The sequence below is a fragment of the Schinkia acidoalkalinis genome (assembly GCF_054301215.1).
This window is the reverse complement of the sequence record NZ_CP182573.1, coordinates 3,184,284-3,209,443: the sequence shown is the minus strand read 5'-3', so window position 1 is coordinate 3,209,443 and position 25,160 is coordinate 3,184,284. Positions and strand designations below refer to the sequence as shown.

The 25,160-nt window shown below is 36.1% G+C and carries 22 protein-coding genes; 7 read left to right on the top strand and 15 right to left on the bottom strand.

Features of this window, described 5'->3' with window-relative positions:
- Positions 1–5: 5 nt before the first annotated feature.
- From ACNQFZ_RS16135 to ACNQFZ_RS16080, 12 genes are all read right to left on the bottom strand, one after another.
- Entirely contained in the window at positions 6–803 is a 798-nt protein-coding gene (locus tag ACNQFZ_RS16135) for a hypothetical protein (RefSeq protein ID WP_458412347.1), read from the bottom strand.
- Positions 800–1,414, bottom strand: a complete 615-nt coding sequence (locus ACNQFZ_RS16130) for a PilN domain-containing protein (RefSeq protein WP_458412346.1) — start codon at positions 1,412–1,414, stop codon at positions 800–802. Before ACNQFZ_RS16130 ends, ACNQFZ_RS16135 begins: the two co-directional genes overlap by 4 nt.
- Positions 1,404–2,399, bottom strand: coding sequence for a type IV pilus biogenesis protein PilM (gene pilM, locus ACNQFZ_RS16125; protein ID WP_458412345.1), 996 nt, complete (start codon positions 2,397–2,399; stop codon positions 1,404–1,406). The genes ACNQFZ_RS16130 and pilM overlap by 11 nt, the downstream gene beginning before the upstream one ends.
- Positions 2,400–2,489: 90 nt before the next feature.
- Entirely contained in the window at positions 2,490–2,939 is a 450-nt protein-coding gene (locus ACNQFZ_RS16120; protein WP_458412344.1) for a type II secretion system protein, read from the bottom strand.
- A 228-nt stretch (positions 2,940–3,167) separates the two neighbouring features.
- Positions 3,168–3,923: a prepilin peptidase gene (locus ACNQFZ_RS16115; protein WP_458412343.1), complete on the bottom strand. Its 756-nt coding sequence runs from the start codon at positions 3,921–3,923 to the stop codon at positions 3,168–3,170.
- A gap of 59 nt (positions 3,924–3,982) precedes the next feature.
- Positions 3,983–4,498 carry a prepilin-type N-terminal cleavage/methylation domain-containing protein gene (locus ACNQFZ_RS16110; RefSeq protein ID WP_458412342.1) on the bottom strand — a complete coding sequence of 172 codons (516 nt, stop codon included), beginning with the start codon at positions 4,496–4,498 and terminating at the stop codon, positions 3,983–3,985.
- A 74-nt stretch (positions 4,499–4,572) separates the two neighbouring features.
- On the bottom strand, positions 4,573–5,781 hold the full coding sequence (locus ACNQFZ_RS16105) for a type II secretion system F family protein (RefSeq protein WP_458412341.1): 1,209 nt from the start codon (positions 5,779–5,781) through the stop codon (positions 4,573–4,575).
- A gap of 120 nt (positions 5,782–5,901) precedes the next feature.
- Positions 5,902–6,948: a type IV pilus twitching motility protein PilT gene (locus tag ACNQFZ_RS16100; RefSeq protein ID WP_458412340.1), complete on the bottom strand. Its 1,047-nt coding sequence runs from the start codon at positions 6,946–6,948 to the stop codon at positions 5,902–5,904.
- A gap of 10 nt (positions 6,949–6,958) precedes the next feature.
- Positions 6,959–8,623, bottom strand: coding sequence for a GspE/PulE family protein (locus tag ACNQFZ_RS16095; protein WP_458412339.1), 1,665 nt, complete (start codon positions 8,621–8,623; stop codon positions 6,959–6,961).
- 42 nt (positions 8,624–8,665) lie between these two features.
- Positions 8,666–9,979, bottom strand: coding sequence for a VanW family protein (locus ACNQFZ_RS16090; RefSeq protein ID WP_458412338.1), 1,314 nt, complete (start codon positions 9,977–9,979; stop codon positions 8,666–8,668).
- A 15-nt stretch (positions 9,980–9,994) separates the two neighbouring features.
- Entirely contained in the window at positions 9,995–10,822 is an 828-nt protein-coding gene (locus ACNQFZ_RS16085) for a PRC-barrel domain-containing protein (protein ID WP_458412337.1), read from the bottom strand.
- A gap of 62 nt (positions 10,823–10,884) precedes the next feature.
- Positions 10,885–12,663, bottom strand: a complete 1,779-nt coding sequence (locus ACNQFZ_RS16080; protein ID WP_458412336.1) for a hypothetical protein — start codon at positions 12,661–12,663, stop codon at positions 10,885–10,887.
- A 213-nt stretch (positions 12,664–12,876) separates the two neighbouring features.
- On the opposite strand from ACNQFZ_RS16080, the gene ACNQFZ_RS16075 reads away from it, so the two are divergent.
- The 3 genes from ACNQFZ_RS16075 to ACNQFZ_RS16065 are packed head-to-tail and all read left to right on the top strand — an operon-like array spanning position 12,877 to position 16,452.
- Positions 12,877–13,596, top strand: a complete 720-nt coding sequence (locus ACNQFZ_RS16075) for a prepilin-type N-terminal cleavage/methylation domain-containing protein (RefSeq protein ID WP_458412335.1) — start codon at positions 12,877–12,879, stop codon at positions 13,594–13,596.
- Positions 13,580–14,329 (top strand): PilW family protein, encoded by a 750-nt coding sequence (locus ACNQFZ_RS16070; RefSeq protein WP_458412334.1) that lies wholly within the window; start codon positions 13,580–13,582, stop codon positions 14,327–14,329. The genes ACNQFZ_RS16075 and ACNQFZ_RS16070 overlap by 17 nt, the downstream gene beginning before the upstream one ends.
- Before the next feature lie 14 nt (positions 14,330–14,343).
- Entirely contained in the window at positions 14,344–16,452 is a 2,109-nt protein-coding gene (locus tag ACNQFZ_RS16065) for a hypothetical protein (protein WP_458412333.1), read from the top strand.
- Positions 16,453–16,489: 37 nt separating this feature from the next.
- On the opposite strand, the gene ACNQFZ_RS16060 is transcribed toward ACNQFZ_RS16065, so the two are convergent.
- Entirely contained in the window at positions 16,490–18,862 is a 2,373-nt protein-coding gene (locus tag ACNQFZ_RS16060) for a VWA domain-containing protein (protein WP_458412332.1), read from the bottom strand.
- A gap of 196 nt (positions 18,863–19,058) precedes the next feature.
- Positions 19,059–21,023 carry a VWA domain-containing protein gene (locus ACNQFZ_RS16055; protein WP_458412331.1) on the bottom strand — a complete coding sequence of 655 codons (1,965 nt, stop codon included), beginning with the start codon at positions 21,021–21,023 and terminating at the stop codon, positions 19,059–19,061.
- Positions 21,024–21,273: 250 nt separating this feature from the next.
- Here ACNQFZ_RS16055 and ACNQFZ_RS16050 point away from each other — a divergent pair, with 250 nt between their 5' ends.
- The 3 genes from ACNQFZ_RS16050 to ACNQFZ_RS16040 are packed head-to-tail and all read left to right on the top strand — an operon-like array spanning position 21,274 to position 23,279.
- On the top strand, positions 21,274–21,693 hold the full coding sequence (locus ACNQFZ_RS16050) for a type IV pilus modification PilV family protein (RefSeq protein WP_458412330.1): 420 nt from the start codon (positions 21,274–21,276) through the stop codon (positions 21,691–21,693).
- 4 nt (positions 21,694–21,697) lie between these two features.
- Complete coding sequence (locus ACNQFZ_RS16045) at positions 21,698–22,180, top strand: PulJ/GspJ family protein (RefSeq protein WP_458412329.1); 483 nt, start codon at positions 21,698–21,700, stop codon at positions 22,178–22,180.
- Complete coding sequence (locus tag ACNQFZ_RS16040; protein WP_458412328.1) at positions 22,149–23,279, top strand: hypothetical protein; 1,131 nt, start codon at positions 22,149–22,151, stop codon at positions 23,277–23,279. The genes ACNQFZ_RS16045 and ACNQFZ_RS16040 overlap by 32 nt, the downstream gene beginning before the upstream one ends.
- Positions 23,280–23,329: 50 nt before the next feature.
- On the opposite strand, the gene ACNQFZ_RS16035 is transcribed toward ACNQFZ_RS16040, so the two are convergent.
- Positions 23,330–24,637 (bottom strand): bifunctional folylpolyglutamate synthase/dihydrofolate synthase, encoded by a 1,308-nt coding sequence (locus ACNQFZ_RS16035; protein WP_458412327.1) that lies wholly within the window; start codon positions 24,635–24,637, stop codon positions 23,330–23,332.
- Positions 24,638–24,912: 275 nt separating this feature from the next.
- On the opposite strand from ACNQFZ_RS16035, the gene ACNQFZ_RS16030 reads away from it, so the two are divergent.
- A complete protein-coding gene (locus tag ACNQFZ_RS16030; RefSeq protein ID WP_458412326.1) occupies positions 24,913–25,158 on the top strand; it encodes a FeoA family protein in 246 nt (81 codons plus the stop codon).
- Positions 25,159–25,160 lie beyond the last annotated feature (2 nt).

Here is a 25,160-nt window from a genome sequence, read left to right as displayed (position 1 = left end):
ATATTTCATTTTTCTGCTTTTTTCAAATACATTCCTTGCGGCAATGGATTATCTTTGTTGCTTGGCGGTGGTGTATCAAATACCGGCAATTCATCTCTTAACTCAGCAAGAGTCGGATAGTAAAAAGTAGATACAACTACCGTATAGGTTAACTCTTTAATATCTTGATCTACTGATAATATTTCTTCGCCGCCCGTAAATGATAAAGAATCGATTTTCGTGATCCGTTCAAGATGCTCTATCGTATCCAGGAATTTTAACATGTCAAAATAATTAGCCGACGTGACCGTTAAGTTCACAGTCACCCTTTTCATACCTTCAGGAATCGTTGGAACGGCACCAGTCTGTTGGTTTGTTCCAGTAGATTTATTTGCATTTGCTGTTTGGTTTTCTTGCCCGCCATTTGCGTTCTGCGCTTGTCCCTCCGCTTGGTCCGCGCTATTATCAACGATGACATCAGATTCTGACACGGCATTATCCTGAAAAGACATATCTTCGATTAAACTATTTGAAACGACCTCAGCCTTTTCCAAATCGAGGAGAAATTGTTCCAAAAAAGATTCTACAGGCAGCTTTTTTTGCAAAAAACGTGAATTTTCCATCACATCTGTTTTTGTATTACCAACCTGTTTGGCAAGTGTATCGTATAGCTTTTCCTCTGTTGCCAGTTGATCATTAAGCAATTTAATTTCCGATTTCACTGGACTAAGGAAGTAAAAATAACTGCCAACCACTAATCCTACTGCAACAACAAGGCTAATAATAAGTACAAAATTTTTTCTTGTTAATTGGAGGTTCTTCATGATTCAGCCTCCTTTTTCTCAAGCGCTTTTAAAGCCGAACGGTTTAAATGGATTTCATACACACCAACATATCTTGGAACAAGAACTTTCGCTAGTTTGTCTTTTAAGTTTTTGTTCGTTTTTTCAAGCTCGTCCCCACTTGTATTCAAGCTCTTTAATTGGACAGACTCGATAATATCTGAATTTTCCAATTCACTCAAATAGTATGCTGCTTCTCGGTTTGTATCAAATTGGGTTGTTAGTGTGACCGTTCCCGTATCCGCATACGTGATATTTAAAATAAATCCCCGTTCTGGAAGCATGGCTGTTAAATGCTTAAGTAAAGTAACCGTAGAGATTGGTAAATTCTGTACCCAATCAATCGTTGTTTTTAATTGATCAACAGCATTTGTTGACGTAACTTCCGATAATTTCTGTTCCTGAATAGCCCGCAGCTGCTTTGTCGTTTGTAGCTGATTGTTTAAAGAATCTACTTCGACCTTTGCCGATTGATAATGAAATAGAATATAAATGCTACCAATTATTAAAATAAGTAAAATAGCAATAACTATAATAAAAGTTGATAACGTTTTCCGATCTTTTTTAGGCAATAAGTTAATTTCAATTAACAATTTGTAAATTCACCTCTTTCAACGCAAGTCCAAGAGCAAGGTGAAATTTACGTTCTAACTGCTCTCCATTTGAATCAATCAAAGTGGCACCATGAATCGTATCAATTGGCATGTCGTATAATTCTGCCAATTTCTTCTTTATATCCTCAAAGTACGGATGATCACCAGCTAATAGGATTCTATTAATTTCCTGGTTGCCTTGCTGCATCGAAAAGCGATAAAAGTTCATGATGCGATCGATTTCCATAAAAGTATCCTCTATTTGGCCATTTAAATCGTCTTGATTTCCTTTCCATTCAAACTTGCCATTATAGTTTTTCTTCCATAACGAATAGTTCAAATCTATCATTAAATGACGCATAAATACCGGCTTATGGTCATGAAATAAACTAATGTTTACCATTGTCATATCAAAATAAACGACCATTAAATGATCTTTCGGATGAGCTAAATCCAGGTTTGCGTAGAGGCGATAGATCGATAATGGCGAAATATCAGCAACAACCGGTTTTAATTTTACTTCCTCTAAAACCTCGACATAGTCAAGCACAATTTGTTCTGGGGCAGCAAACAATAGGATATTTTTTTTGTTGTCTGTCGTGCCAAGCACAAATAAATCAAAAACAGGGTCCTCAAAAGGTAAATGAATACTTGTCCCAAGCTCCAAATATAAATATCCTTTAATTTCATCATCATTTAAATCATTAGGTACTTCAACCGTTCTAATAACAATGAAAGAATCAGGAACAATGAAACGCACATCCTGTCCTTTAATTTTCCATTCTTCCACACATTCCTCAAGGATCATAATAAAAGAGTCTTTATCAATAATATTTCCTTCATGAATAATCCCGGGAGGCAATTCCCGCTCTCCCTGCATACGGATACTGAGTGGAGAGGACGAACGAATTTCAACATATCGAATAACATGGTCTTTAATGACTAAATTTGCAACACGCTTTTTTCCTAAAAGTCGTAAAGCCATTTGAATCCTCCTCCCAATAACTCATGAACATTGTACTATACTATTCTAGCAGGTTAATAGGATAAAAATATGTAAAATCTAGTACTTCGTTTATGGTGTATGTATATCATCTCTAGTTAACAAGAAAACTTCCTTGGCATGATTTGTATATGTAAAACTATTATTGGGTCCAATTAAAGCGACTTTGTATACATACTTGTCACCGTCTATTGAAATAATAACATCTGTTAAATACTCGTCATAATATCCATCCGAATGCGGATCTTTGATGGGGTTTAAATATCCTTCATCAATCAAGGTCTTTAAAGAGATTGTTAGACCTGCATGGTCATCTATATGTATGTGCTCGGACATGACATACTTTTTTGCCTCGTTCACTATAAGGATGGCATTGGCAATATGGGCATCCTTTTTTGTATTGGCGATTATATTCGCAATGGCCAACACTGATATAACTGAAATAGTACCTAGGATTACAACAACAGCTAATAACTCTAAAAGGGTGAGGCCTTTTGAATTTTTAAGATATTTATTTAGCATGCTGTTGCCCCCTTTCGCATGATATAGCATATCATCACGATTATAGCCAATTTTTGCTTCCTAAAGTGGCTGGTGTAACTGTCGTTAGTGCCTGTCACCGAGCGATATACGCTAACGTTGTTCGGAACGCGGCTATCGCATCCGTTAATACCAAAGGCCAGTGTAACGTCGCTCGGTGACAGGCACTACCGACCGACGCATATACCGAGATTCCAGCTGTTAATTAAATCAAAACAGCGTTGATAAGAAATTTACACTGTACCACCTTATTAAACTTTCTCCCCAAAAATAGGTAACGATTGTACCTAAAGCGATATAAGGACCAAACGGCATCGGCCTTCCTCGTTCCACTTTCTTTATCAATAGTCCAATGATACCGAAAAATGCACCAAATAAGGTCGACATAAAAAACGCCAGTAGTATTAACTTCCATCCGAGTACAAGACCAAGTATCGCAAACAGTTTGATATCGCCACCACCCATTCCACCTTTACTAACAATAGCAATTAGTAGTAAAAGCACAAATCCGATAACTGCACCAAGGATTGGATTCCACCATGGATCAAGTGGGATAAAAATCCGTTCAATAATAAAGAGTGGTGCGAAAAATAATAATACTTTATCGGGAATAATCATGTACTTAATATCCGAAACTACAATGATAATAAGCATTGAAATTAAAGTTAGGCTTACGATAAGTTCCGTTGTAAAACCAAAATGATAAAATGAAAAAGCAAACAAAATACCGGTAATCAGTTCAAAAGTTGGGTATATCGGTGAAATTTTCGAACGACACTTTTTACATTTTCCTTTTTTGAGTAAATATGAAATAACCGGTATTAATTCTAGTGCTTTTAGTTGATGGTTACAGTTTGGACAGGCCGACCTTGGTTTTACAATCGAAATATTTTCTGGGATGCGAAGACCCACGACATTAAAAAAGGAACCGAATACTAATCCATAAGCAAAAAACAGTCCTAACATATACCTTCTCCTATTTTAAAAGAACCCCCAATTTCTTGAGGGTTCTATACATATATTACTTACTCACCTGTTTTATCAAAAATATCACGTTTTACCGTACTAATCTCTGCAGGACCATCTGAAGTACCAATATCCCTTTTGTCACCATCTAAAAATACAGAGTACGTATATACATTTCCAGTAGATCCCTTTGAAATTAATACATAAGAAGTGGTTGGTTTAGTCGTTAAAGCTGATTTTACATCATCATAAGTTTTAACATCCCCAGTTTTATACTCACCTCCGTCTGGATCTTTAAATGCATCGAGATACCCACCAGAAACAAGGTATTCTAATGGGATATATGAATTACCAGAACTACCAGTAGGTAATAAATCCGGTTCTGCTGATACAGCCATCTTAGCGGCTGAAACCATTTGTTGCGCATTCGCAACATGTGCATCTTTCTTAGAATTATCGATAATACCTCCAATCGCCGGCACCGCAATCGCAGCAATAATACCCAAGATTACTACAACCGCTAACAATTCAATCAGCGTTAAACCTTTCTCATTCTTTAAAATCTTTTTTAGCATAAATTTTTCCCCCTTTTCGTGTTTTTTTATGTTTGTTTGTATAAATAACGCAATAATAAGAGATGATTGCGAATTTAATGAATTTGACCAAAGATTGAGAACATTGGCACCATAATGGATAGGACTATCGTTCCGACGATAACAGCCAAGATTACAATCATAAATGGTTCGATTAATGATTTGATTTGGTCTGTAGCTGTGTTTACTTCGAGTTCGTAGAAACTAGCTACCTTGGCAAGCATGGCATCCAATGCACCCGTTTTTTCACCGATGGAAATCATTTGCACGACCAGCGGTGGAAAGACCCAATGGGCTCTCATCGGTACGGTTAAGGAAATTCCTTGTTCCAACGCGTGACGAGAGTCGCGGAGTACTCTAGCAAATACTTCGTTTTCGACAACTCTTTCAACGATAGAAACTGCCTCTAGAATTGGAACAGAACTTGCAAATAATGAGGCTAATGTGTTTGTCATCCTGGCAAGCAATGCTTTTTGTATCAATTTACCAAATATCGGTATTTTCAAGGTTGCATAATCAATATAATATTTGGTCGAGTCGTTTTTCTTTAAAACTAGTAGAGAAATAATTATAATAATAGCTATTATTAAAATCATCCACCATTTTGTTTGAACCCAATCACTGGCTCCAAGAACAAATTGCGTAATCGCAGGAAGCTCACCGCCAAAATCAGCAAACATATCAGCAAATGTTGGAACAACATTGTTTAATAGAAAGATTACAACGCCGATGGCGATAATCCCGACAATGACCGGATAAGCCAATGCTGACTGGATTTTTTGTTTTGTTTCATGCTGCTTTTCAAAATGGTCGCCTAATCTTTCCAACGTTTCATCAAGAGCACCGCTTGCTTCGCCGGCTTTTACTAAATTAATAAACATTGGTGGAAAGATGCGCTTGTGTTTTGTAGCACATTCAGAAAGCGGAATACCTTGGTTTAAATCTTCCAGTACACTTCCTAAAGCCTTTCGTAAAGCTTTGCTTTCCGTTTGCATGCTTAGTATTCTTGTTGAATCAACAATGGTTACACCCGCTTTCAACAATGTTGAAAACTGCCTCAAGAATATGACAAAGTCCTTTAATTTGACCGGATTCCCTATATAAATTTCTTTATTTAGGGCTGTTTCAGGAACGTCCTCGATTTGGAGAACACGAACACCTCGATCCTTTAACTTCATAATTGCTTCACGTCTTGAATCTGCTCGTATTGTACCCGTTTGCTTTTTCCCAGTCATATTCCTTGCTGTGTATTTAAATTGTGCCATGGCATCAACCTCTTTGAATGCATCCTTCATATACATTTTAATGTAGAAAATTATCAAAAGGAATAAAAAAATATTACAAAATGATGAAAAGTGTAAAAAAATGTAAGGTATTGTATTTTTCTACATTTCACCTTGATGTTCCAGTAAAAATGGGTCGGCAATTTCCTTCGCGACAACCCCTTTAGCCACTAAGTTTTTAATCTCCATCTCAAGTGTATGCATGCCAGTACCGCGACTCGTCTGCATAATATTCATGATTTGATGGATTTTTTCATTACGAATTAAGTTCGAAACGGCTGAGTTATTTATTAATACTTCCGTTGCCGCACGTCTTCCTGATTTATCAATCGTTGGGAAGAGTCGTTGCGAAATAATTGCTACTAGTACCGTTGCCAATTGGATCCTAACTTGTCCCTGTTGGTTTGGCGGGAAAACGTCTATAATCCTGTCGATGGTTGCTGGTGCACTTGATGTATGTAGTGTTCCATAGACAAGATGGCCTGTTTCTGCTGCCGTTATTGCGGTAGAAATGGTCTCTAAATCCCGCAGCTCTCCAACCAGTATAACATCCGGGTCCTGACGAAGTGATGCGCGTAATCCCGATGCAAAGGAATTCGTATCAAAGCCAATTTCACGTTGATCAATGATACAATTGCTGTGTTTATGGAGGTATTCAATGGGGTCCTCCAATGTAATAATATGCTTTTTCATCGTGCGGTTCATGTGATCAATCATTGATGCAAGTGTTGTTGATTTTCCGCTTCCAGTTGGGCCCGTTACTAGAACAAGTCCTTGTGGCTTTGTTGTAATCTTTTTTAATACATCTGGCATTTTTAATTCTTCAATTGTTGGAATCCGCGTTGGGACAACACGGATTGCCATACAGACACAGGAACGCTGCTGATAAATATTGATACGGAAACGAGATACTTGCTTAATTCCATAGGAAAAGTCAATTTCGCCCACTTCTTTAAACCGTTCCCACATTTTAGGCGAAACAATGGCTTGTGCCATTTGTTCAATGTCTAGAGGTTTAAGCGTATCTGTTCCATAACGTTTCAAGTCCCCGTGAATCCTCATGATGGGTGGGACTCCAACTGTTAAATGCAAGTCGGAAGCCTTTAATTCAAAAGCTGCCCGCATCATAGTTTCAATTCTGTTTTTCATTGAAAAACACCTACTCACTTAAAGCAATTTTTAATATTTCCTCAGTTGTTGTTAGTCCTTGTTTCACTTTTAATAGACCATCATCAAGCAAGAAAATCATTTTATTCCGTAGTGCCTGTTCGCGAATTTTAGAATCAGGCTCACGATCCATAACCATACGGCGAATTTTTTCGTCTATGATTAATAGTTCATGAATGGCAAGTCTGCCCTTATAGCCAGTCATATTACAGCGACCGCAACCTCTGCCTCTTACTACTTTATCGATTTTCATTCCTCTCCTTTCAAAGAGTTCCAACTCACTCTTTGAAGGAGCAACTGTTTCCGCACAATCCCGGCAAACCCGCCGTACAAGCCGTTGCGAAAGAACGCCTGCTAATGATGAGGCAACTAAAAACGGCTCTACACCCATATCTATTAACCTCGTAATGGTGCTAATCGCATCATTCGTGTGTATGGTGCTTAATACTAAGTGACCTGTAAGCGAAGAGCGTATCGCAATTTCAGCTGTTTCTTGATCACGAATTTCTCCAACCATAATAATATTTGGGTCTTGGCGGAGAATAGCCCTTAGTCCTTTCGCAAAGGTCATCCCTACATTCGAATTAACCTGCACCTGGTTGATGCCTTCAAGCTGATATTCAACCGGGTCCTCTACGGTAATGATATTTACATCTTCACGATTCAAGTGATTCAAAGAAGCATATAGTGTAGTAGATTTTCCCGAGCCAGTCGGTCCCGTTATCAGGATGATTCCATTTGGTCTTTCTATTAACTCCATGAATCGCTCATAATTTAATTTGTTAAGAGAAAGGCGTTTAATATCGGTCAAAGCACTTCCCAAATCGAGAATCCGCATTACAATCTTCTCACCGTATATAGTAGGTAAGGTTGATATACGCAAATCAACTGGGTGAAAATCAATGGACCGTTTGATTCGCCCATCTTGCGGTACTCGACTTTCAGTGATATCAAGCTTGGCCATAATTTTGATTCTTGCCGTTAACACACTTTGAATATTCTTTGATAATGTCCGTTCAGTTTTCAGCACGCCATCAACCCGGTATCTCACAAGCACTTTATCCTCATGCGGATCGATATGAATATCACTGGCACGCTGCCCGACGGCATTTGTCAACATCTGATTCACTAATTTTACGATTGGTGCATCATCATCGCTAATCTGTTCATTCTCTTCTAGTGATGTTGGGTTTGTTTTCACGATTTCATCGATGTTAAATGTATCATCTGATTCGTAGTAGCGATTAATCGTTCTTTGGATATCTTCTCTCGTTGCAATGACCGTTTCAATTTGAAAACCGGTCCGAAGGCGCAAATCATCAATGGATATGTAATCCATCGGATCAGCCATGGCAACATAAAGACGATCTCCATCTCTTTTTAACGGAACAAGAGAATGCCTTCTCGCAAATTCCTTTGGAACGAGCGAAAGTATGTTGATGTCAATCGGAAATTGAAATAGGCTAACGTGCGGAATTCCCAACTGAAACTCGAGTACCTCTATTAGTTGTTGTTCTGTGATGTAGCCTTTTTTGATTAGGACATTCCCTATTTTTTGTCCTTCTTCTTTTTCTGCTAAAGCTTCCTGCAATTGATCATTGGTGATAAGGCCATTTTCAATCAGCAAGTCACCGAGCCGTTTCCGCTTCGTTTTCATTAAAATCACCTACTAACAATTTGGCTAACCTTAATTGCTTTCTTATGATGGATTTTCAACGTTTGTATTCGCTGGTAGATTGTTAGTACTATTTACGTTTTCACTACCATTACTAGTATTCTCTGGATCTTGGTTACTATCGGCACTGCCATTTTCACCATTCATTTCAGTATTCATTTCAGCATTATTCTGACTATCTTTCACCTCAGGTGGTAAAAGCCCAGTTTGTACTACCCGATATTCAGGTGGATAAAAGTCCTCTGAAATAAACGTTGTTTCAATCAATAGGTTGTTATCGTCTTTTGCCTCACGATAAACTTTTGCAAGTAAACCTTTTTTGCCATTATCAAGTACCTTTGTTTGCGATGGAGAAAGTTTTGCTGAAAATTGGAGCACGGTCTTAGGTGAGTAGGATTCTGCTTCTTTTCTTATCGTGTATTTATAAGGAAATGGCGGACCAATTAATTTCACTTGTAATGCACCTTTTACTACATGAATTGTGATTTTATATGAGTATGGATTTGGATTAGTAAAAACAAGGTTCATCTTATCTGAAACTTTAGCTTCAGCACCAAGTTCACTATAGGATGGTAATTGTTTACTAATATTTCTCTCAACAATCATAAAGTTTGTAGGAAGAATGACTCTATAAATACCGGTTGCAATCATAGAGAGTGCTTCATTTTCTGGTTGATTGTTGCCAAACGTATTTTGAAATGAAAAGGTCTCATTCGGCCCAACTTCAATTTCATTTAGGTTTGGCAGGATTGCTTCCAGATTTTTTTTCTGGCTTGCAATACCTTTAATAGTTGTTGTTGTTAACTCTTTATTCGCGATTTCACCGTCAGTCTTAAGGTAAGCTAATAACTGAATTCTAGTGGGCTCGGCTTGCAGTGGTTGCACTGAATCTACTAAAGTTTCTTTAAGCTTATCAATATCCAAATCATTTAAAATCGTTTCATTCTCTACCGTTTTATTGATTTCTTCATCTAGTAATGGTGAATCAATTTCAACAACCAAATCAGATGGTTGTCCATCTTTTACCTGTTGTATACTTTTATTTATATCAATTTTAAAAATATTATCTGGCAATTCCGTTGTTTTATTTTGATATTGAATGGAGAAGGAGCTGGTTCTGCTCCATTCTTGAATTTTATTCGTTAATTCAGCCTTAGCTTCCTCTTTCGTCTTACCATTTAAAGTGATGGAACTAATCATCGTTCCGCTTCCATACACAGCGGTTTCTTTATGGAACACTGATTCAATAGCATTGGTACCTAGATAAGAAAAAATAAAAATAAGTCCGGTGCAAAAGAGCAATAACCCAAATAGTTTTAGATTCAAATACCTACTCACAGGTTAAATCACCCCTTACTCACCTTCAACATTCATAGATAATTGAACAATCGAACTTGGGCCTAGTTGTTGTGCTTTTGAAATTTCTTCTCTTCCTAGGACAGTCCCCTTGGCAATAAGGACATTTCCATCTAAATCGAGTAAATCCTTTGTAATGGTCTTGCCTTTAAGAATTTCGTATTGTTGATCTTTAATCGCTTTTAATGGGTCCATATCAAAGTCAAAATTTTGCTTTGCTTGTCGATCAACTCCAGTTAAATCATCGATTAAATCAGCGCCATTTTTTAAATAGAGGTCTTCAGCAAGCTCATTTTGAAATAGATCTCCTTTTAATCCTTTATCTTGAATTAACTGTTCAGGAGTATCTAAAAAATAATTAGAGGCATTTTCTTTTATGATAATAATTTCTCTACCATACGTAATGACACTGCTTGAAGCAATGATGACTTCACGATTTGAAACATTGAGAGATGCTCCAAGAATTTGACCATTATCTTCATCAAGATAATATTCAATAATTTCCCCCAAGAGTTCCCCTTTTCTTGTCATTACTTTAGATCCATTGATCTTAATCTTTTTATTCACTAATTGATTGGCAATTGGGATTTCATTTAAATCAATCACTGCGTTATCAGAATCTACAGTAACTGCATATTCTCCAATACCGACTACCTTTTTAAATGGAATGGCCTTCACGCTTACTTGCCAATCTTCCTTTTCAATAATGATGAAATCAATAGAGCCTTTATCTGGATTGACCACTAATGATTTGACAGCCCCAATTTCAGAGCCGTCCAAAATACTAATAATTGGCAATCCTAATATTTGATTACTTTTTTTCATCTTATTCACCATACCTGTTCTAAATTTTTCCGATTCATTGTTGCTTTGTCTATTGTCGTCTACTAACAGTATCTTTCAATAAGATAATTTATTTGTTGTTTTAATATTGGATATTTAGAGAATTTGCTATCTAAATTTTGTAGCAGGTCGAATAATCGTTCCTGTTGCCCTTGTGAAATGTAATGCTCGATTAATAAATAAGCAAAAGTAAAATAATCATGGTCCGATAGCTCTGATTGCATATGGGCACGTACAAGCTCTTCATACTGATGAGCTGACAAGCTTTGTTTCGATACATTAATATAATCAAGCATTGTCTGCAACATCCGTTGCTGTGTTTTTGTTTCCATTACTTGCTCTATTTGCACTTCAACCGCTTGCTCCGGAGCCTCATACAAAATATCAGAACCTTCTTCTACATCATTACTTATTGTACCGTTGTCATCCGTATTTACACTAGTAGAAATGTATTCATGAATATCCATTTTTTCCTCATGTTCATCAGTGTATTGTGAAGTAGCATCTTCTACATTTTCACTCTCTCCGATTATTTCTAGGATGTCAGGAATTTCGTCTACATCGTGCTCTTCAATATGTAATTCAGCATCTTTTTCAGAAATTTCACCGTTTTCTTCAAGGCTTGGAATTTCATCGATGACTTCCATATCTTCAATGATAGGTTCCACTTCGATATTTTCACTAGCATCCTGACTAGTATCAACTTCTTCTAGTTCCTCTGGTAGGGTAGTATCTTCAAGTGGTTCCTCCATGACTTGTGACTGTATATCAGCATTCATTTCCTCAATTACCGCTCCATCTGCCGAATCCTGCTCATCGTCAACAAATAAATCTGCATTTTCGACGATGCTTTCTCCTTCCAGTTCATCAAATAATGACGCCCTTCGTTGTAATAAATCAACCTCATCTACAGTCTCAACATCAGAAAAGTCATCCTTAGAATCAACAACAATATCCTCTTTATCGAAGCGATGCCCACTTAATAGATCCTCCAGATCAACGTCTTCAGCATGATGGTCTGGTAATAAAGCTACAATATCATCTGATACTTGTGCATCATTTTCGAAAACTTCATCTGGAAGTATGTCTACAACATCCTGCACTTCAGGGAGTACATCATTACCTGCAAATGGCCCATTATCTTCTATTACTATTTCATTCAAATCTTCTTCTGGCTCTTCTTGCTCTGAAATCATTTCCCGCTTATCTTCTAACTGTTGGACCTCGACAAAATCTGAAAAGAGCTCAGGATTATTATAGGAGTCCTCAATGATTCCGCTTTCCTCTTCTATATCGTCATGCATCCCTGTAACAGGCTCTTCAATAGGCACTTGAAGATGTTCAGGAGATTCTTCTGTTACCGTATGTAAAGGTAATATTGATATAGAATCATCATTTTTCAGTGCTGCTTGTTTCTTTTCAAAAAGCAGCCGATCAATCGCATCTTGACCTAGATTAAAGTCACCAAAATCCTTATGTACTTCTTCGTTTGGCAATCCGTCCGCCAATTTCAGCTCATTTTTAGGCATTTCTAAGCTATCAGATTGACTTTTCAATGAACGTTTATCCTTGCCTTTTCGTTTTTCCAGACGTGGCCTTAGCCTTGTTTCAAAGAAATATGTAGCTAAGAGGGCCAGCAACAATAAAATTAGGACTGACTTCCACAAAGAAAGAAATTTATTTGCTAACAATCCAATCTCAGCAAGAATAAAAGATAATCCCGCAATTAATACTTTTTCCTTTTTATTAAAACCAATTGGAACAATATATAGAATTGGTATAAGAATTAAAATAAGGATAACTCCAAAAATAAATACTTCCAAATTATCACCCGCTTTCATTTGAAAATAGCCATTCCAATATTACCCAAATGTAGGAAAAAAGACACGTTTTAACCTGAATTTTATTGTATAATAAAAATTGGTAATTTAAAAGCAAATTCAGATAATGTTATACAATTCTTAACACTATTAGACGATATTCTACATGAATTATTTACAAAATAATCTAAAAATTCTAAAGTAGGGGGAGAATTTTTGCGCCTTAGTTCTTTTAACAAAAATCGAGGATTTACATTACTAGAAGTCTTGCTTTCTCTTACACTCATTTTTATCATACTTTTTCCCTTATACGGCTTCTTTCTAAAGGCCTATGGCAATACAATGGAAAGCAAAAATAAAACTGTCGCTGTTAATCTTGCAAGAAACGTTGTGAATTATATGGAGAAGCAAAATATCTTTGTAATGAGAGAGTTTTTGGATGCCAATAAAGGCAGTAATAACTTTGCCGTTATCACTTGGGAGAACTGTGTTGCTGATAAGGATTGTGTAAAGCCTGATGCTGATGGTAAAAAAGATATTTCTACATGTAATGAATCAACTATAAGTGACTTTCCATTATTCACAAGCGGAGTAGATGATACAGGAAATTCAATAACAGACGGCAGAATTTGCTATTCAGTACTAGCGCCAGAGGTTAATAATTTCGACTACAAAGACCAAATAAAAGTATATGTAAGAGATTACTATAAGGATGAAGACGAAACTAAAAACCAAGAACTTATAAATATATTAAAAACAGAAAAGGACAGTTCCACACTTGAAGATAAAGTAAAGGGCAAGTTGAGTGAAATAGTAAGTTCGAGCGGACCTAATCAATATGAATCCATATTGAAGGTATACGTTGTCGTTAATTGGCATGAAAAAAGAGACAATATCGTTTTAGAAGGAGTTATCTCTGATGAGGCATTACGCTAATCTAGTAAAAAATAATCAAGGGGTGACTTTAATCGAATTGTTAACAGCCTTGGTGATAAGCGCGCTCGTATTGGGAATTGCTTATGGTTTGTTGATGGCAGGCTATAAAACATATGAAAAGGTTGGGATTGAACAAGGGCTGCGTGATGAGGGTGACTATGTGGTTTCGAGAATTATGCAGACATTTTATGATGGCGACATTAGTAATATAAAAAATTGCGATCCAACACCATCTACACTTCCTGGCACAGATAAGAACATTTGTATAAATATATACAAAACAGTAGCTTCAAAAATTGCAACAGGCAGCAATTCGAAAGTAGGAATAGCAAGTTTCAATGAATTAAAAAATAATCTTACCGTAACACAAATTAAAATAATAGAAGAAACAATTGATGGCAAAAAGGTTAATAATGTAGTGATTGATGAATATGAAGCGGAAAAAGTCAATGACAAAATTAATATTAGCAACTTTATATCCTCTGAAAAAATCAACACAGGTAAGTATGATTTTTACATTGCACCAAAAATGTCGACGGAAACAGGCTCTGAAATTAATGCTACCTGCTCATATGAAGCAGCGATCATAACCGACCAAACAACTACGATTAGAAATAAATTTATCAATAAAAAATGTTCAAATGGAATAGTAGATGTCTCATTAATTGTTAAGCGTGCAAATGTTTCAAATGATAAATATAAGCTTGAATTAAAAAGCCAATTTGGATTTTAAGGAAGGAAAAGTATATGAATGAAAAGGGATCGAGTTTACTGGTTGTCATGCTAATTTCGCTCATATTTTGTGTACTTGGCCTAGCGGTTTTAGGTGCTTCCGTAAATAATGCTAAACGAGCGGAAATAAGGGAGACGGAAATAGAGACCACATCGAGTGAAAAAGTGTTGATGAGTGAAGTAGTGGCAAAATTGCAAGATAACTTGAATAACACAGTTATTGAAGAGGAGCTAAAAAAAAATCAAGTACCCTCATCAGTTTATAATAGTCAAGTAAATCAAGCCATTAGTAATACAGCAAGTGCTTTTACAGGCGTTACCATAAGTGAAAATGAGGAAAATTATAAAAAATATGGTATAACGGATGTTAATCTTTTTAAGGATAATAACTTTCTCCGCATCTATGAAATTAAGATTGATCATTCCGGTGTTGATTCCGGTAATCCTACTATTAAAAGGACCATAACGGAGAATGTTGTGTTATCTCCAACACCAAGCTTTTTAAATTTTGCGGTTGGAGCATATGGGATGCAATCTGGCACTACTAATACTCCTATTCAAGTTAATGATGTTTTAGGTGTCAATGATAAAGGTCAGGAAATACTACGCGAAAGTGATAATTCTTTAATTATTAACGGCTCGCCTGATATTATCGGAAATGTCTTCGCCCCGACATTAGAGCTCAATAGTAAGGCAATATATAAAAATACAAATGAAAGTGAAGAACCATTTAAAACCGGTCCATTTCAAGGACCAAGTATATTCGGAACTTTATATACAACAAAGCTGGACAATAAACGTAAGACAGAAACGGGTTTGGAGGAAACATTAAAGAAGCCGTTCTATGAGGGGAAATTTAAAGAGGCAGCTGACGGGATCATTGGAATCCCTGCCATAAAAGGGATTGGTTCAAATTTTGTCGATTTGGATTTTGATTCAACGTTTAAGCTTAAATGGACGGAGTCAACAGCTCCTGTGCTTGTTCAACACCCTGACAAAACATGGAGTCCCGAGTTTAGCGATTTAACTTGCTCTGACCCTTTTTACCAAGCACTAATAAATACTGACGGGTTAGTTGAGAATCATGACCCCAATGGAACAACCGGGGAAATAAATGACTCAGGTTATGACCCACTTCCAGACCTACTAAAAATTGCTGAAAGCGATGAGGAGATTAGGTCAGGTGATTTAAGTAATCCTAGAAGAAATAACCCTATATTTTATTGTGGCAAGAAAGACAATAAGCAAGTGTATCTGCTTGAGGAATCTATGCTTGAAACTTACAAAGATAATAACGATAAATTATTAGAAAATTATATGGACACTGATAATATTGCTTCTAAACTCATTTTCTTTACTAATATTGATAAGGATAAAGAAAATGGTTATATCCATACTTTAAAAAATAATCATACCTTAACTATTAATAAAAGCCTAGATTTGAAGGATGAAAGTACGCAAGAAAAGGGTTGGTTAGTTGTAAATGGTTCACTTGAAATTAATGGCGGCGATACAGAAACTGACGCCCCAATTATCAAAGGGAATATCCTTGTCAATGGTGATCTATACATTCGAAGCAAAAATGCTGAGTTGGATACCGATCCAAAACAGTATCTAAAATTTGATGCAACGATATATGTTACCGGCAATAGTACAATTGACAACGTAAATATTTCCGGTGCTAAAGATTATCCAGAAGCTGAAGATAAAAAACAGTTGGTTCTTATTAGTAAGGGAGATTTGAAAATTGTAAGAATTAACGAATATGAGGATGTAGACAATGATGACGAGCTTTTAAACGTTATTAACAAAGATCCAAACTTAAAGGCCTTCTTTTACACAGATAAAAACGCTACTTTATATGGTGTAGGCTCAAATTTTCAAATTGAAGGCGGTATATTTGCCCGCGAACAACTAACTATTAATGCGATACGTTATAATTTTAGTTCTCAAGCGAAAGGTTCTATTAGTGAAATATCTTCAACGACAGACTCTAAATTATTTCCTAATTTAAGATCACGGTTTTATACAGAATATGATAATAAAGTCATTACCGACCAGCTTAGTTCCCTTCCCCGAGTCAATCGACTGCAGGTGATTGTAGATAATCAAGTGATCCATTAAGAAAGAAGAGGCCCCAAAAGGAGCCTCTTCTTTTCAATTACCATTGTTCTTTTGGTTCATTTATTACCTTACTGCTTCCATTCACCTTCATTAATGCTTTCGCTTCGGTTTCTGCAGATGGTTTAATTTTATAATAATCAGTATTAGGATTTGGTGTTTTTAATTTTGCTGTTATTAATTCAAATCCTGACGGTTCCTGCTCTCCTGCTACTTTCTCTTTCCGAGCTAATTCTCCATTATTAATGGTCAATATATTGCTGAAGCCAGGTCCCCATTGCAATTCATTTCTAGAAGGCAAGGTTATTTTAAAATTTTCAGGGGTTGAGTAAATAAACTCAATTTTTCCATACATATCGATTGGGCCCTTATATTGGTAGCTTGTAGCATCAAATTTTATTCCTGATAAGACTAAATTAACCTTTAGAATCGTTGTTGCTTCGATTGGATTACCAGACTCGTCTACAGCAGTAATTTTTATTTGAGTTTCCCCAATGCCCTTAGGTGTTAGAGTCCCATTATTTACAGTCGCTACTGCATTATTAGAAGAGGACCATGTTAGCTTATTAGGGATTTCTCCACCTACATTTAACGGCACAACCTCTGAGGTTAAATCAATCGATGGAACAGTTTTGGAATCTACATCAACCTCGTATACATCTGCAAGAAATTTCATTCCGATATCTTTATTTTTCAATACCTTCACTTCAAATGGTACACCTTCAATTGTTTTCGTTTCATTTGCTAAATCGGTATACATGAGTTTTACATCATTAAATGAATATGTCCCTGGCTCAACAAATGCCAATGAAAACGACTTAGTTTGTGTCTGATTTGGTGTTTGCCCTTGTTCATAATGAATATCGTCAAAATTCACAACAGCATAGTTTGGATCTTTCTCATCGATTACAGCACCATCGTTAAGTACAACATTACCTGGGAAGTTTGGATCTTTTATATTAACCATTACTTTAATATTTCGTAGTGCTTGCTTACTGATCGTATTCGTAACATTTTCATATATTGAACTTATATCAGCTTTTACTCCTTTTTGGGCAAATGCACCAGTTAAAGTAGATAATTCATTAAGGAAATTCATATCGACATCTCCATCTGATCCAAAGCCAATCGAATAAAGCTTTACACCTTTTGATGCTAAATCGGAAGCTGTCGCCCTCGCGTATGCATAGTCAAGGTCACCTTTTCCATATAAATATTTTTCCCGATCATAATTGAATGTAATTTCATTATTATTTTTACTTTTATTTAAAGTTACATAAGCTTCATTTATAGGGTATTTTTCGGCTGACCATCCTTCACTAACAGTTTCAGATTTTGTCTTTCTTTTGCACATAAATAAAAAACACTCTTTTACTTCAACCGCTTTAGTGGTTTTCTCCCATTTTGGAAACTCACCGCTAATTTTTAAACCTGTATAATTTTCATAGGTATCTGGTCTTCCATCCGTCAGAAAAATAACATATTTTGGATTTCTTGAGTTTCCGAGAAGTTCATTAGCCTTTGATAGAGCTGCATAGTAATTCGTGCCCCCATCTGCTGTTAATTTATTGATAGAGCTTTTTATTTCATCCAATTTCGTATCAATTCCTGAAATGGAGGTTTCGCTATTAAAGTTAATTACGTTGCCTACATTTATTGAGAAAGGTATAAGAGCAAATCGATCGCCTGTAATGGCGGAGTCTTTAAATTTATTTATAGCATTTATTGCGCCCTCTTTTGCTTTTGCAAATTTTTCTTTATCAGAGCTACTATTTGACATATTTAATTCCATAGAACCAGATGTATCAAAGATAAATACAACATCAATCGGCGTTTGTCGGACTGCGTCGCCCCCTACTCCCTTAGGGATAATACTTGCGTTAAGGTCAGCTAAGGCAACACCCGTTTCTGGATTAATAATATAGCCGCTTTCTTTAGAGGGTTTTACCTCAAAATCAACGCTCGGCGTGTTGGAAAGTGGGTCATTAAGTTTAATAGATTCTTTACCAAATGAATACTGGTATTGTATATTGGTGCCTACCTCTCGATAAACGTTTCCTACCAAGTCAAAGTCTTGATTTCGGTTTAGATTGCTAGGCCATTGTGAATGCATGTCTACATTAAATTTATAATGTTTTAAACCCTGTAGTTCTTCTATATCAAAACTGTTCACCTTAATTGTCTTAAGAATGGTGTTATTTTGCTTAATGTCAATATCAATATACGTAACGGATTCACCACCGCCATTTCCATCCCCCGGCTCTCCAGCATACCCGCTTATCGTTTGATCACTAACACTTTCAAACTCACCCGTTTTTTTATCATTATCTGCAAATGATATAGTAAGCGATGATAGCCATGTAAAACTAAGTAGGAAGGTAATAAAGAATGAGATAGCAAGTTTCTTTTTCATTTAATAACAGCTCCCCCTATAAGCCTTTTATTTTTTAATTCTCTTTTTCTGTGTAATAAAACCCGAAAGTTACATTTCTTACTAAATAATATAATATTTAGTACTAAAGGTATATTATAATTTTTGCTTTTTCAAAAAAAAATATGAGAAGGGGCCTATAAATTGTTTAGGACACCTTCTCATTTTTAGTAGATTTCTACCACTCTTTAAGTGGATCACCGATTCGACCTTCTTTTTTATTTATTTTGATTAATGTTGTAGCCTTATCATGTGGCGCTACAGGATCACCGTCAATTTTATACACATCTTTAAGCTCCGCCGTTAATACTACAAAACCGCATTCTGATCCCTGTTGTTTTATATTACCAGAATCGTCTACAGTTAAAATTGCATTTTCCCCGGTAACTGTCCATTTAAAGGCGGTTGGAAAAATGTTAAAGCCACTCGGCTTGGCCTTTAGCTCATCGAACATATTTTTAGAAGAGCCAGGTGTATATTCATAAATTGTCTTATCAAAGGAAATGCCCTTCAGGTTAACCTTTACCTGTGCGTTTGTTTTGATTGTATTATTCTTTTTATCTTTTGCCTCGACTGTTATCATCGTTGTCCCAACACCTACAGCGGTGACAATTCCACTGCTTACCTTTGCTACTTTTTCATCTGATGATGACCATGTAAATACTGTTGGCTTTTCGATATCTTCAATTGTTAGCCCTGGCGGTGGTACAATCTCTACTTCACTATTTAAATCAAGTGTTAGCTTACTAGGGTTTTTATAAACATTTATCACATAAGGTGGATTTTTAAACTTTAAGCCAAAGCTTTCAGTATCGATTACATTTATCGAAAATGGAGCATCAACCGATATTGATTCGCCGGCAAGATTCGTATAATTTAATTTCACATCTTTAAAGGAATACAAGCCAGGTTTATCAAATTGCATTGTAAATAATTTATTGAATCCACTTGGTGTGCCCGCTCCAGCATTGTATGCGACATCATCTATATTCACTAAAGCATAATTTCCATCAACAGTTTTAATGGCACTTGAATCCTCTGGAATAGCGACATGTCCATCAGTAGGTAGCGAAACATTATGTAAATTAATCTTTAGCTGAATATCCCTTATTTTTGATTGATTAATAGTTTCCATAATATGCTCAACATTATTCATAATATCGTCTACACTACTAGCTGTGGCAAAAGTTCCCCCCGTAGTAGTAGATAATAATGATAAGAACTTTTCATCATTATTTTGGGCCCTTATTTCTACCGTATTGATCTTAATATTTTTTTCTGAAAAATATTCGGCAAGGTCTATCGCAATTAAATCTGAAACATTAAGTACTTTAGAATATTTATACATTTTGCCATTATAGCTAAATTCACTCCGTTGTCCCAATATGTTATTAGTGATCGTTACATTATCCTGCTTTATATAGTCTTTTTTACAAAATAATAGACATATTTGTGGCTCATAGTATCCATCAACATCTTTAATTACCGTTTGCTTGGAGTTATCGACGATTTTTCCATCTGTAAATAATACAATGTATTTCGTATTCCCACTATCACCAAACATATTCTCTGCTCTTTTTAAAGCCGAAACTAGATTGGTATCTTCAAGTAAGTTGGGGAATTCAGCTTTTAATCCCTCTACCCTCGAACTCATATCCGTCAAATGTGCAATGATTTGTTCCTTCTTTTGATCTTTTGCATTAAATGACAATGCTTCATTATTACTATCACTAAATGTCAATAATCCAATCCGGTCGCCATCTATTGCCTTATTCTTAAAGTTATCTATTGATCTTTGAGCGGCTTTTTTAGCAGCCTCTACTTGTTTGTCAATTCCAAGTATACTCCCAAGAAGTCCAGTAACTAGACCTCGGTTCATTGATCCGGAAACATCAATCATGAATATTAAATCCACTGGCTTTTTTCTGTTTTCAAGACCTAGTACGCCTTGCGGCTCTATGTTTATGTTAACGCCTGCTGTTGCTACTCCTGTGTTCACATCGATTATGTACTGTGAATTTGTCGGTTCGACATCAGTTTTTAATGAAGCACCACTTGATTCCGCTCCAACACTCAAAGCAGACCATTGGTTAAAAATCATTAAAAATATGATCAATATAGTAATCTTTCTTTTCCACTTCATTTTATTTCCCTTCTTTATTATTTATTAGTTTTACACGGTATCCAGTATTAGGTTTTAGTACCTAATATTGCCATTATGTAAGAGTAATTATAGCTTCATTTTTGTGACAAAAATCACGATTAATTGACAATTAAGAAAAGGATTTGTGACAACTTTATGAAAAAGTAAGAAATTTTCCTTATTGTATTATTTATCTCAAATTGCAAATAATAATTTTTAAACTGTTCTTTGAAAGGTTCAGTGATTGAATGTGTTTACAAAAAGGGGCAGCAAAGGGTTTACACTTATTGAAGTTTTAGTAGCAGTTGTCATTTTATCGATTATTCTTTTAACATTTTTTGGCTTTTTCAGTCAATCTGCCTTATTCACAAATAGAAATAAGCAGCAATTGACAGCCGTCAACCTTGCTCAAGAGGTGATTGCGACTATGAAAAGCAACAGTGCTGTTTTCCAACGTAGCAAAACATTTGAACAACCATTTACCGAACAAGAGAAAGCCATTTTAGGTATTGACGATAGCCATTATTTTGTCGATTCAAAGCAGCAATTTATACTAAAACTTGAACTAAGAAAGGATGAAAACTACCCCCTTTATTTGATTCACGTTTTCATTGAGAACGCAGACCATTCAGTCGTTGCTGAGGTCTATCATTTTTTGGAAGGTTCATGAAAGCATGGGCGGAAGATGTATACGAGGCCAATCTTTAAAACAAATTTTTTTAATAAATAAAAGTGGATTAACATTAGTAGAGTTATTAGCAGCGCTAGCCATTTCAACCATTATTCTTGGTATTGCTGCCTCTGTTCTTATCAATAGTATGAATAGTTATAACAATATTACGTCCGAGCAACTTCTAGAGCAGGAAGCAAATCTATTTATTACACAACTGAGAACGATTCACCAGCAACATCAAAGTTACACTATTTCCTACGATAAAAATGAAAATGTTTATATCGTAACCTATCCAAATGGTATGGTAGACACACTTGGAAATCGAAACTATCAATTTGAAATAGACATCAACAATGAAATCATTTCGGAAAGCCAGTTATTTACCGTTACGCCAGATATTAATCAATTACACTTAAAAATGACAGTAACAAAACAAAATAGCAGTAAATCATTTGAAATTAAAACTGGGATTATTCGTGTTTAGGGCTGTGATCATTATGAATAACTTATACAATAATCGAGGTTCCGCACTCCTTACCGTTCTATTAATCATAATTGTCATTTTAACGTTTTCAACCGTATTAATGGCAACTGTCTTAAATGCTTCGAAACAAACCAGCATGAGCCAAAAACAAATACAAGCTACAGATTTGGCTGAAATGGGCATTCTTTATTTCAGGCAATATTCCCTTGGACAAATAAAAAAGGTTGAAACCGGCGTAAAAGATTACCATTCAAATAATCCTAAAGCTGGTATAGATGAGCTTACACGGCTTTTCTGCAGTTCTATACAATTTGATGATTTTCCAGCTATTCCGGCTGTCATGAGGTCTGGCTATCAAGCAGCAATTAGGGATGTAACCGTAAATCGAAGTGACTGCAATCGGATCAAAGTCAACTTCGTGAGTGAAGGAAATTATCTCGGCTTTAAGAAAAATATCAATGGAAGTTTTATTATTAATAATCTCAGCGTTGCAAGCAGCGGAAATAATACCGGGGGCAATATTACTTTTCCATCCCCTCCTTCTAATTTCAGCATTTGCCCAAAGCTTGAACTTTGCAATAATAAAAGCAACATCTTTATTGACAGTATTAGTGTTGTTGACAAAAAGTCGGATATCCTTGTCGATGGACTTTATATGAACGGTGGGCTGGAATTAGTAAATAATCAAAGCAACATTGTCATAAGCTCTGGAAATTTATATGTCAATGGGAAGCTAACGATTGGCAATCAATCCTCGCTTCTTGTTCAAAATGGGGATGCCTACTTTAAGGATATTACCGGGGCTGTAAATGGTAACATCACCATTAATGGAGATGCTTATCTATTTGGTGATGTAACGAGCTTTAAAACAAATTGGGGTAACCAAATGTTAATTAAAGTCACTGGGACAGTCTATGTCGCGGATAATAGTGACCTCCCTCGTAATTACTCGGAGTATTGCAATGAAAGTAAATCAAGAGGAATTTGCGCCTCCACCTATTCCTATATAAGTCAATCACCTCTTGCCACCACAACTAGTGGGAATGAGCCATTTTTAGGCTGGACTATGGATGGAGACTCCATCATAGTTGAATATTAAAAAAGCGGCTCAACATAAACAGTTTGTTTAGGTTGGACCGCTTTTCATTTCTACCTGTTTTCCACAAGAAAACCACGAACTTGCGAAATAAAATATAAAGAGCCTGTAATAATTAGGATTTCATCCTTAGTGTTACGTATTGCTTGCTTTTCATCCTCGATCGCTTTTTTCCAATCTTCTTCAAGGTGCTTGGTTGCTGAAGTTGATAAGTCAAACAAGCCTTTTGCATCAGCACAGCGCGGAAAATCAAATTGAGTGAACGTAATTTTAACCGAAGCGCTGTCCAGTTGTTCTATCATTTCTTTTAAAAGCTTGTCCTTCATGGCAGAAAAAACAATATGGACTTTTTTATCAGGATAATAGCGCTGTATTGTCTGACATAATGTTTCTATGCCTTCTGGGTTGTGGGCGCCGTCAATATAAATCAGCGGCTCATCGGATACTTTTTCAAAACGGCCTTTCCATGCTGTTTTCAATAGGCCGTTTCTTACATGCTCCTCATCAATGATAAAGGCAAAGTATTGTCTTAAATACTCCAGTGCCATCAGTGCTGTTACAGCATTTTTTACTTGATGCTCACCTTTCATCGTGATTTCAAGATTTTCTAGCCGACGAAAAGATGATTGGAACGTAAATGTTTCATGGTCATTTTGTAGGGTTAGTCCCTCATATTTATATTGCTTGCCTAAATGATAGAACTTGGCATTTTTGGATTTTGCCGTATCCATGATAATTTGTTTTGCTTCGGGCTGTTCAACAGCAGTTACTACTGGAGTTCCAGACTTGATAATGCCTGCTTTTTCTTTCGCAATCTCCTCGATTGTATCACCAAGAATATTGAGATGGTCTTGGCCGATATTTGTAATGACCGACACAAGCGGATAAATCACATTTGTTGAATCAAGACGCCCGCCTAGGCCTGTTTCAAATAATGTAATATCTGGAACAGCATGTCTTGCAAAATATTCAAGAGCAATCACTGTCAATACTTCAAATTCAGTTGGTGCTCCGTGCTCGGTTGCTTCACATTTCTCAACAATTGGTTTTATTTTATTTATAACCTCAACAAAATCCTCGTCTGATATCGGCTCACCGTTTACACTGATTCTTTCATTAAAGCTTTCAATATATGGTGAAGTAAACGTACCAACAACATAGCCTGCTTCTTGTAAAATATGACTCATAAAACTTACCGTTGAGCCTTTTCCATTCGTCCCTGCAACATGAACCGTCTTCAATCTTCTTTCAGGATGTCTTAACTCTGCAAGCATATAGTTCATGCGCTCTAATCCAGGCTTAACTCCAAATGTCAGCCGGCTATTTAACCACTCAAGTGCTTCGTTAAATTCTGTTGTCATATGTAAAAACCTCCTTGGGACAGGGGGACAGGTTTCGTGTCCCACCCACCTATAATTAAGTTTTCATTTGTTTTCACTATGGGACACGAAACCTGTCCCCCTGTCCCCAATTTTATGAACAACTCTTTCTGATTGTCAACCTAGGCGGTTAAATAGAATATATTTTCTAAACAAAATAGTTTACTTTCTATTGGAAATTGCATAAAATATATTAAAACTTTCCCAAGGGAAACTTTTTAGCGTCTATATAACTATTTTGAGCGAGGTTAATTTTTATGACTGAATATATAGTTGCACTTTCACAATGTGAAAATGGTGACACAGCTGTTATCGAGAGCATATCCATTCAAGGGATTTTACGCCGTCGATTATTGGACTTAGGTTTCATTAAAGGAGCACACGTGGATGTTCTACAAAAAAGTCCATTAGGGGATCCAGCGGCCTATCGTGTCAACAACACAACAATTGCTCTCAGACGGGAGGAAAGTTCTCAAATCTTTGTAAAAAAATTGAGTAAGTAAGG

What these genes read in the sequence shown, in the direction of transcription:
- ACNQFZ_RS16070 (WP_458412334.1), top strand. Translation starts at nt 13,580, where the DNA reads ATGAGGCATTACGCTAATCTAGTAAAAAATAATCAAGGGGTGACTTTA.
- ACNQFZ_RS16120 (WP_458412344.1), bottom strand. Translation starts at nt 2,939, where the DNA reads ATGCTAAATAAATATCTTAAAAATTCAAAAGGCCTCACCCTTTTAGAG.
- ACNQFZ_RS16085 (WP_458412337.1), bottom strand. Translation starts at nt 10,822, where the DNA reads ATGAAAAAAAGTAATCAAATATTAGGATTGCCAATTATTAGTATTTTG.
- ACNQFZ_RS16045 (WP_458412329.1), top strand. Translation starts at nt 21,698, where the DNA reads ATGGGCGGAAGATGTATACGAGGCCAATCTTTAAAACAAATTTTTTTA.
- ACNQFZ_RS16115 (WP_458412343.1), bottom strand. Translation starts at nt 3,923, where the DNA reads ATGTTAGGACTGTTTTTTGCTTATGGATTAGTATTCGGTTCCTTTTTT.
- ACNQFZ_RS16110 (WP_458412342.1), bottom strand. Translation starts at nt 4,498, where the DNA reads ATGCTAAAAAAGATTTTAAAGAATGAGAAAGGTTTAACGCTGATTGAA.
- ACNQFZ_RS16100 (WP_458412340.1), bottom strand. Translation starts at nt 6,948, where the DNA reads ATGAAAAACAGAATTGAAACTATGATGCGGGCAGCTTTTGAATTAAAG.
- ACNQFZ_RS16095 (WP_458412339.1), bottom strand. Translation starts at nt 8,623, where the DNA reads ATGAAAACGAAGCGGAAACGGCTCGGTGACTTGCTGATTGAAAATGGC.
- ACNQFZ_RS16030 (WP_458412326.1), top strand. Translation starts at nt 24,913, where the DNA reads ATGACTGAATATATAGTTGCACTTTCACAATGTGAAAATGGTGACACA.
- ACNQFZ_RS16055 (WP_458412331.1), bottom strand. Translation starts at nt 21,023, where the DNA reads ATGAAGTGGAAAAGAAAGATTACTATATTGATCATATTTTTAATGATT.
- ACNQFZ_RS16105 (WP_458412341.1), bottom strand. Translation starts at nt 5,781, where the DNA reads ATGGCACAATTTAAATACACAGCAAGGAATATGACTGGGAAAAAGCAA.
- ACNQFZ_RS16035 (WP_458412327.1), bottom strand. Translation starts at nt 24,637, where the DNA reads ATGACAACAGAATTTAACGAAGCACTTGAGTGGTTAAATAGCCGGCTG.
- ACNQFZ_RS16060 (WP_458412332.1), bottom strand. Translation starts at nt 18,862, where the DNA reads ATGAAAAAGAAACTTGCTATCTCATTCTTTATTACCTTCCTACTTAGT.
- ACNQFZ_RS16135 (WP_458412347.1), bottom strand. Translation starts at nt 803, where the DNA reads ATGAAGAACCTCCAATTAACAAGAAAAAATTTTGTACTTATTATTAGC.
- pilM (WP_458412345.1), bottom strand. Translation starts at nt 2,399, where the DNA reads ATGGCTTTACGACTTTTAGGAAAAAAGCGTGTTGCAAATTTAGTCATT.
- ACNQFZ_RS16065 (WP_458412333.1), top strand. Translation starts at nt 14,344, where the DNA reads ATGAATGAAAAGGGATCGAGTTTACTGGTTGTCATGCTAATTTCGCTC.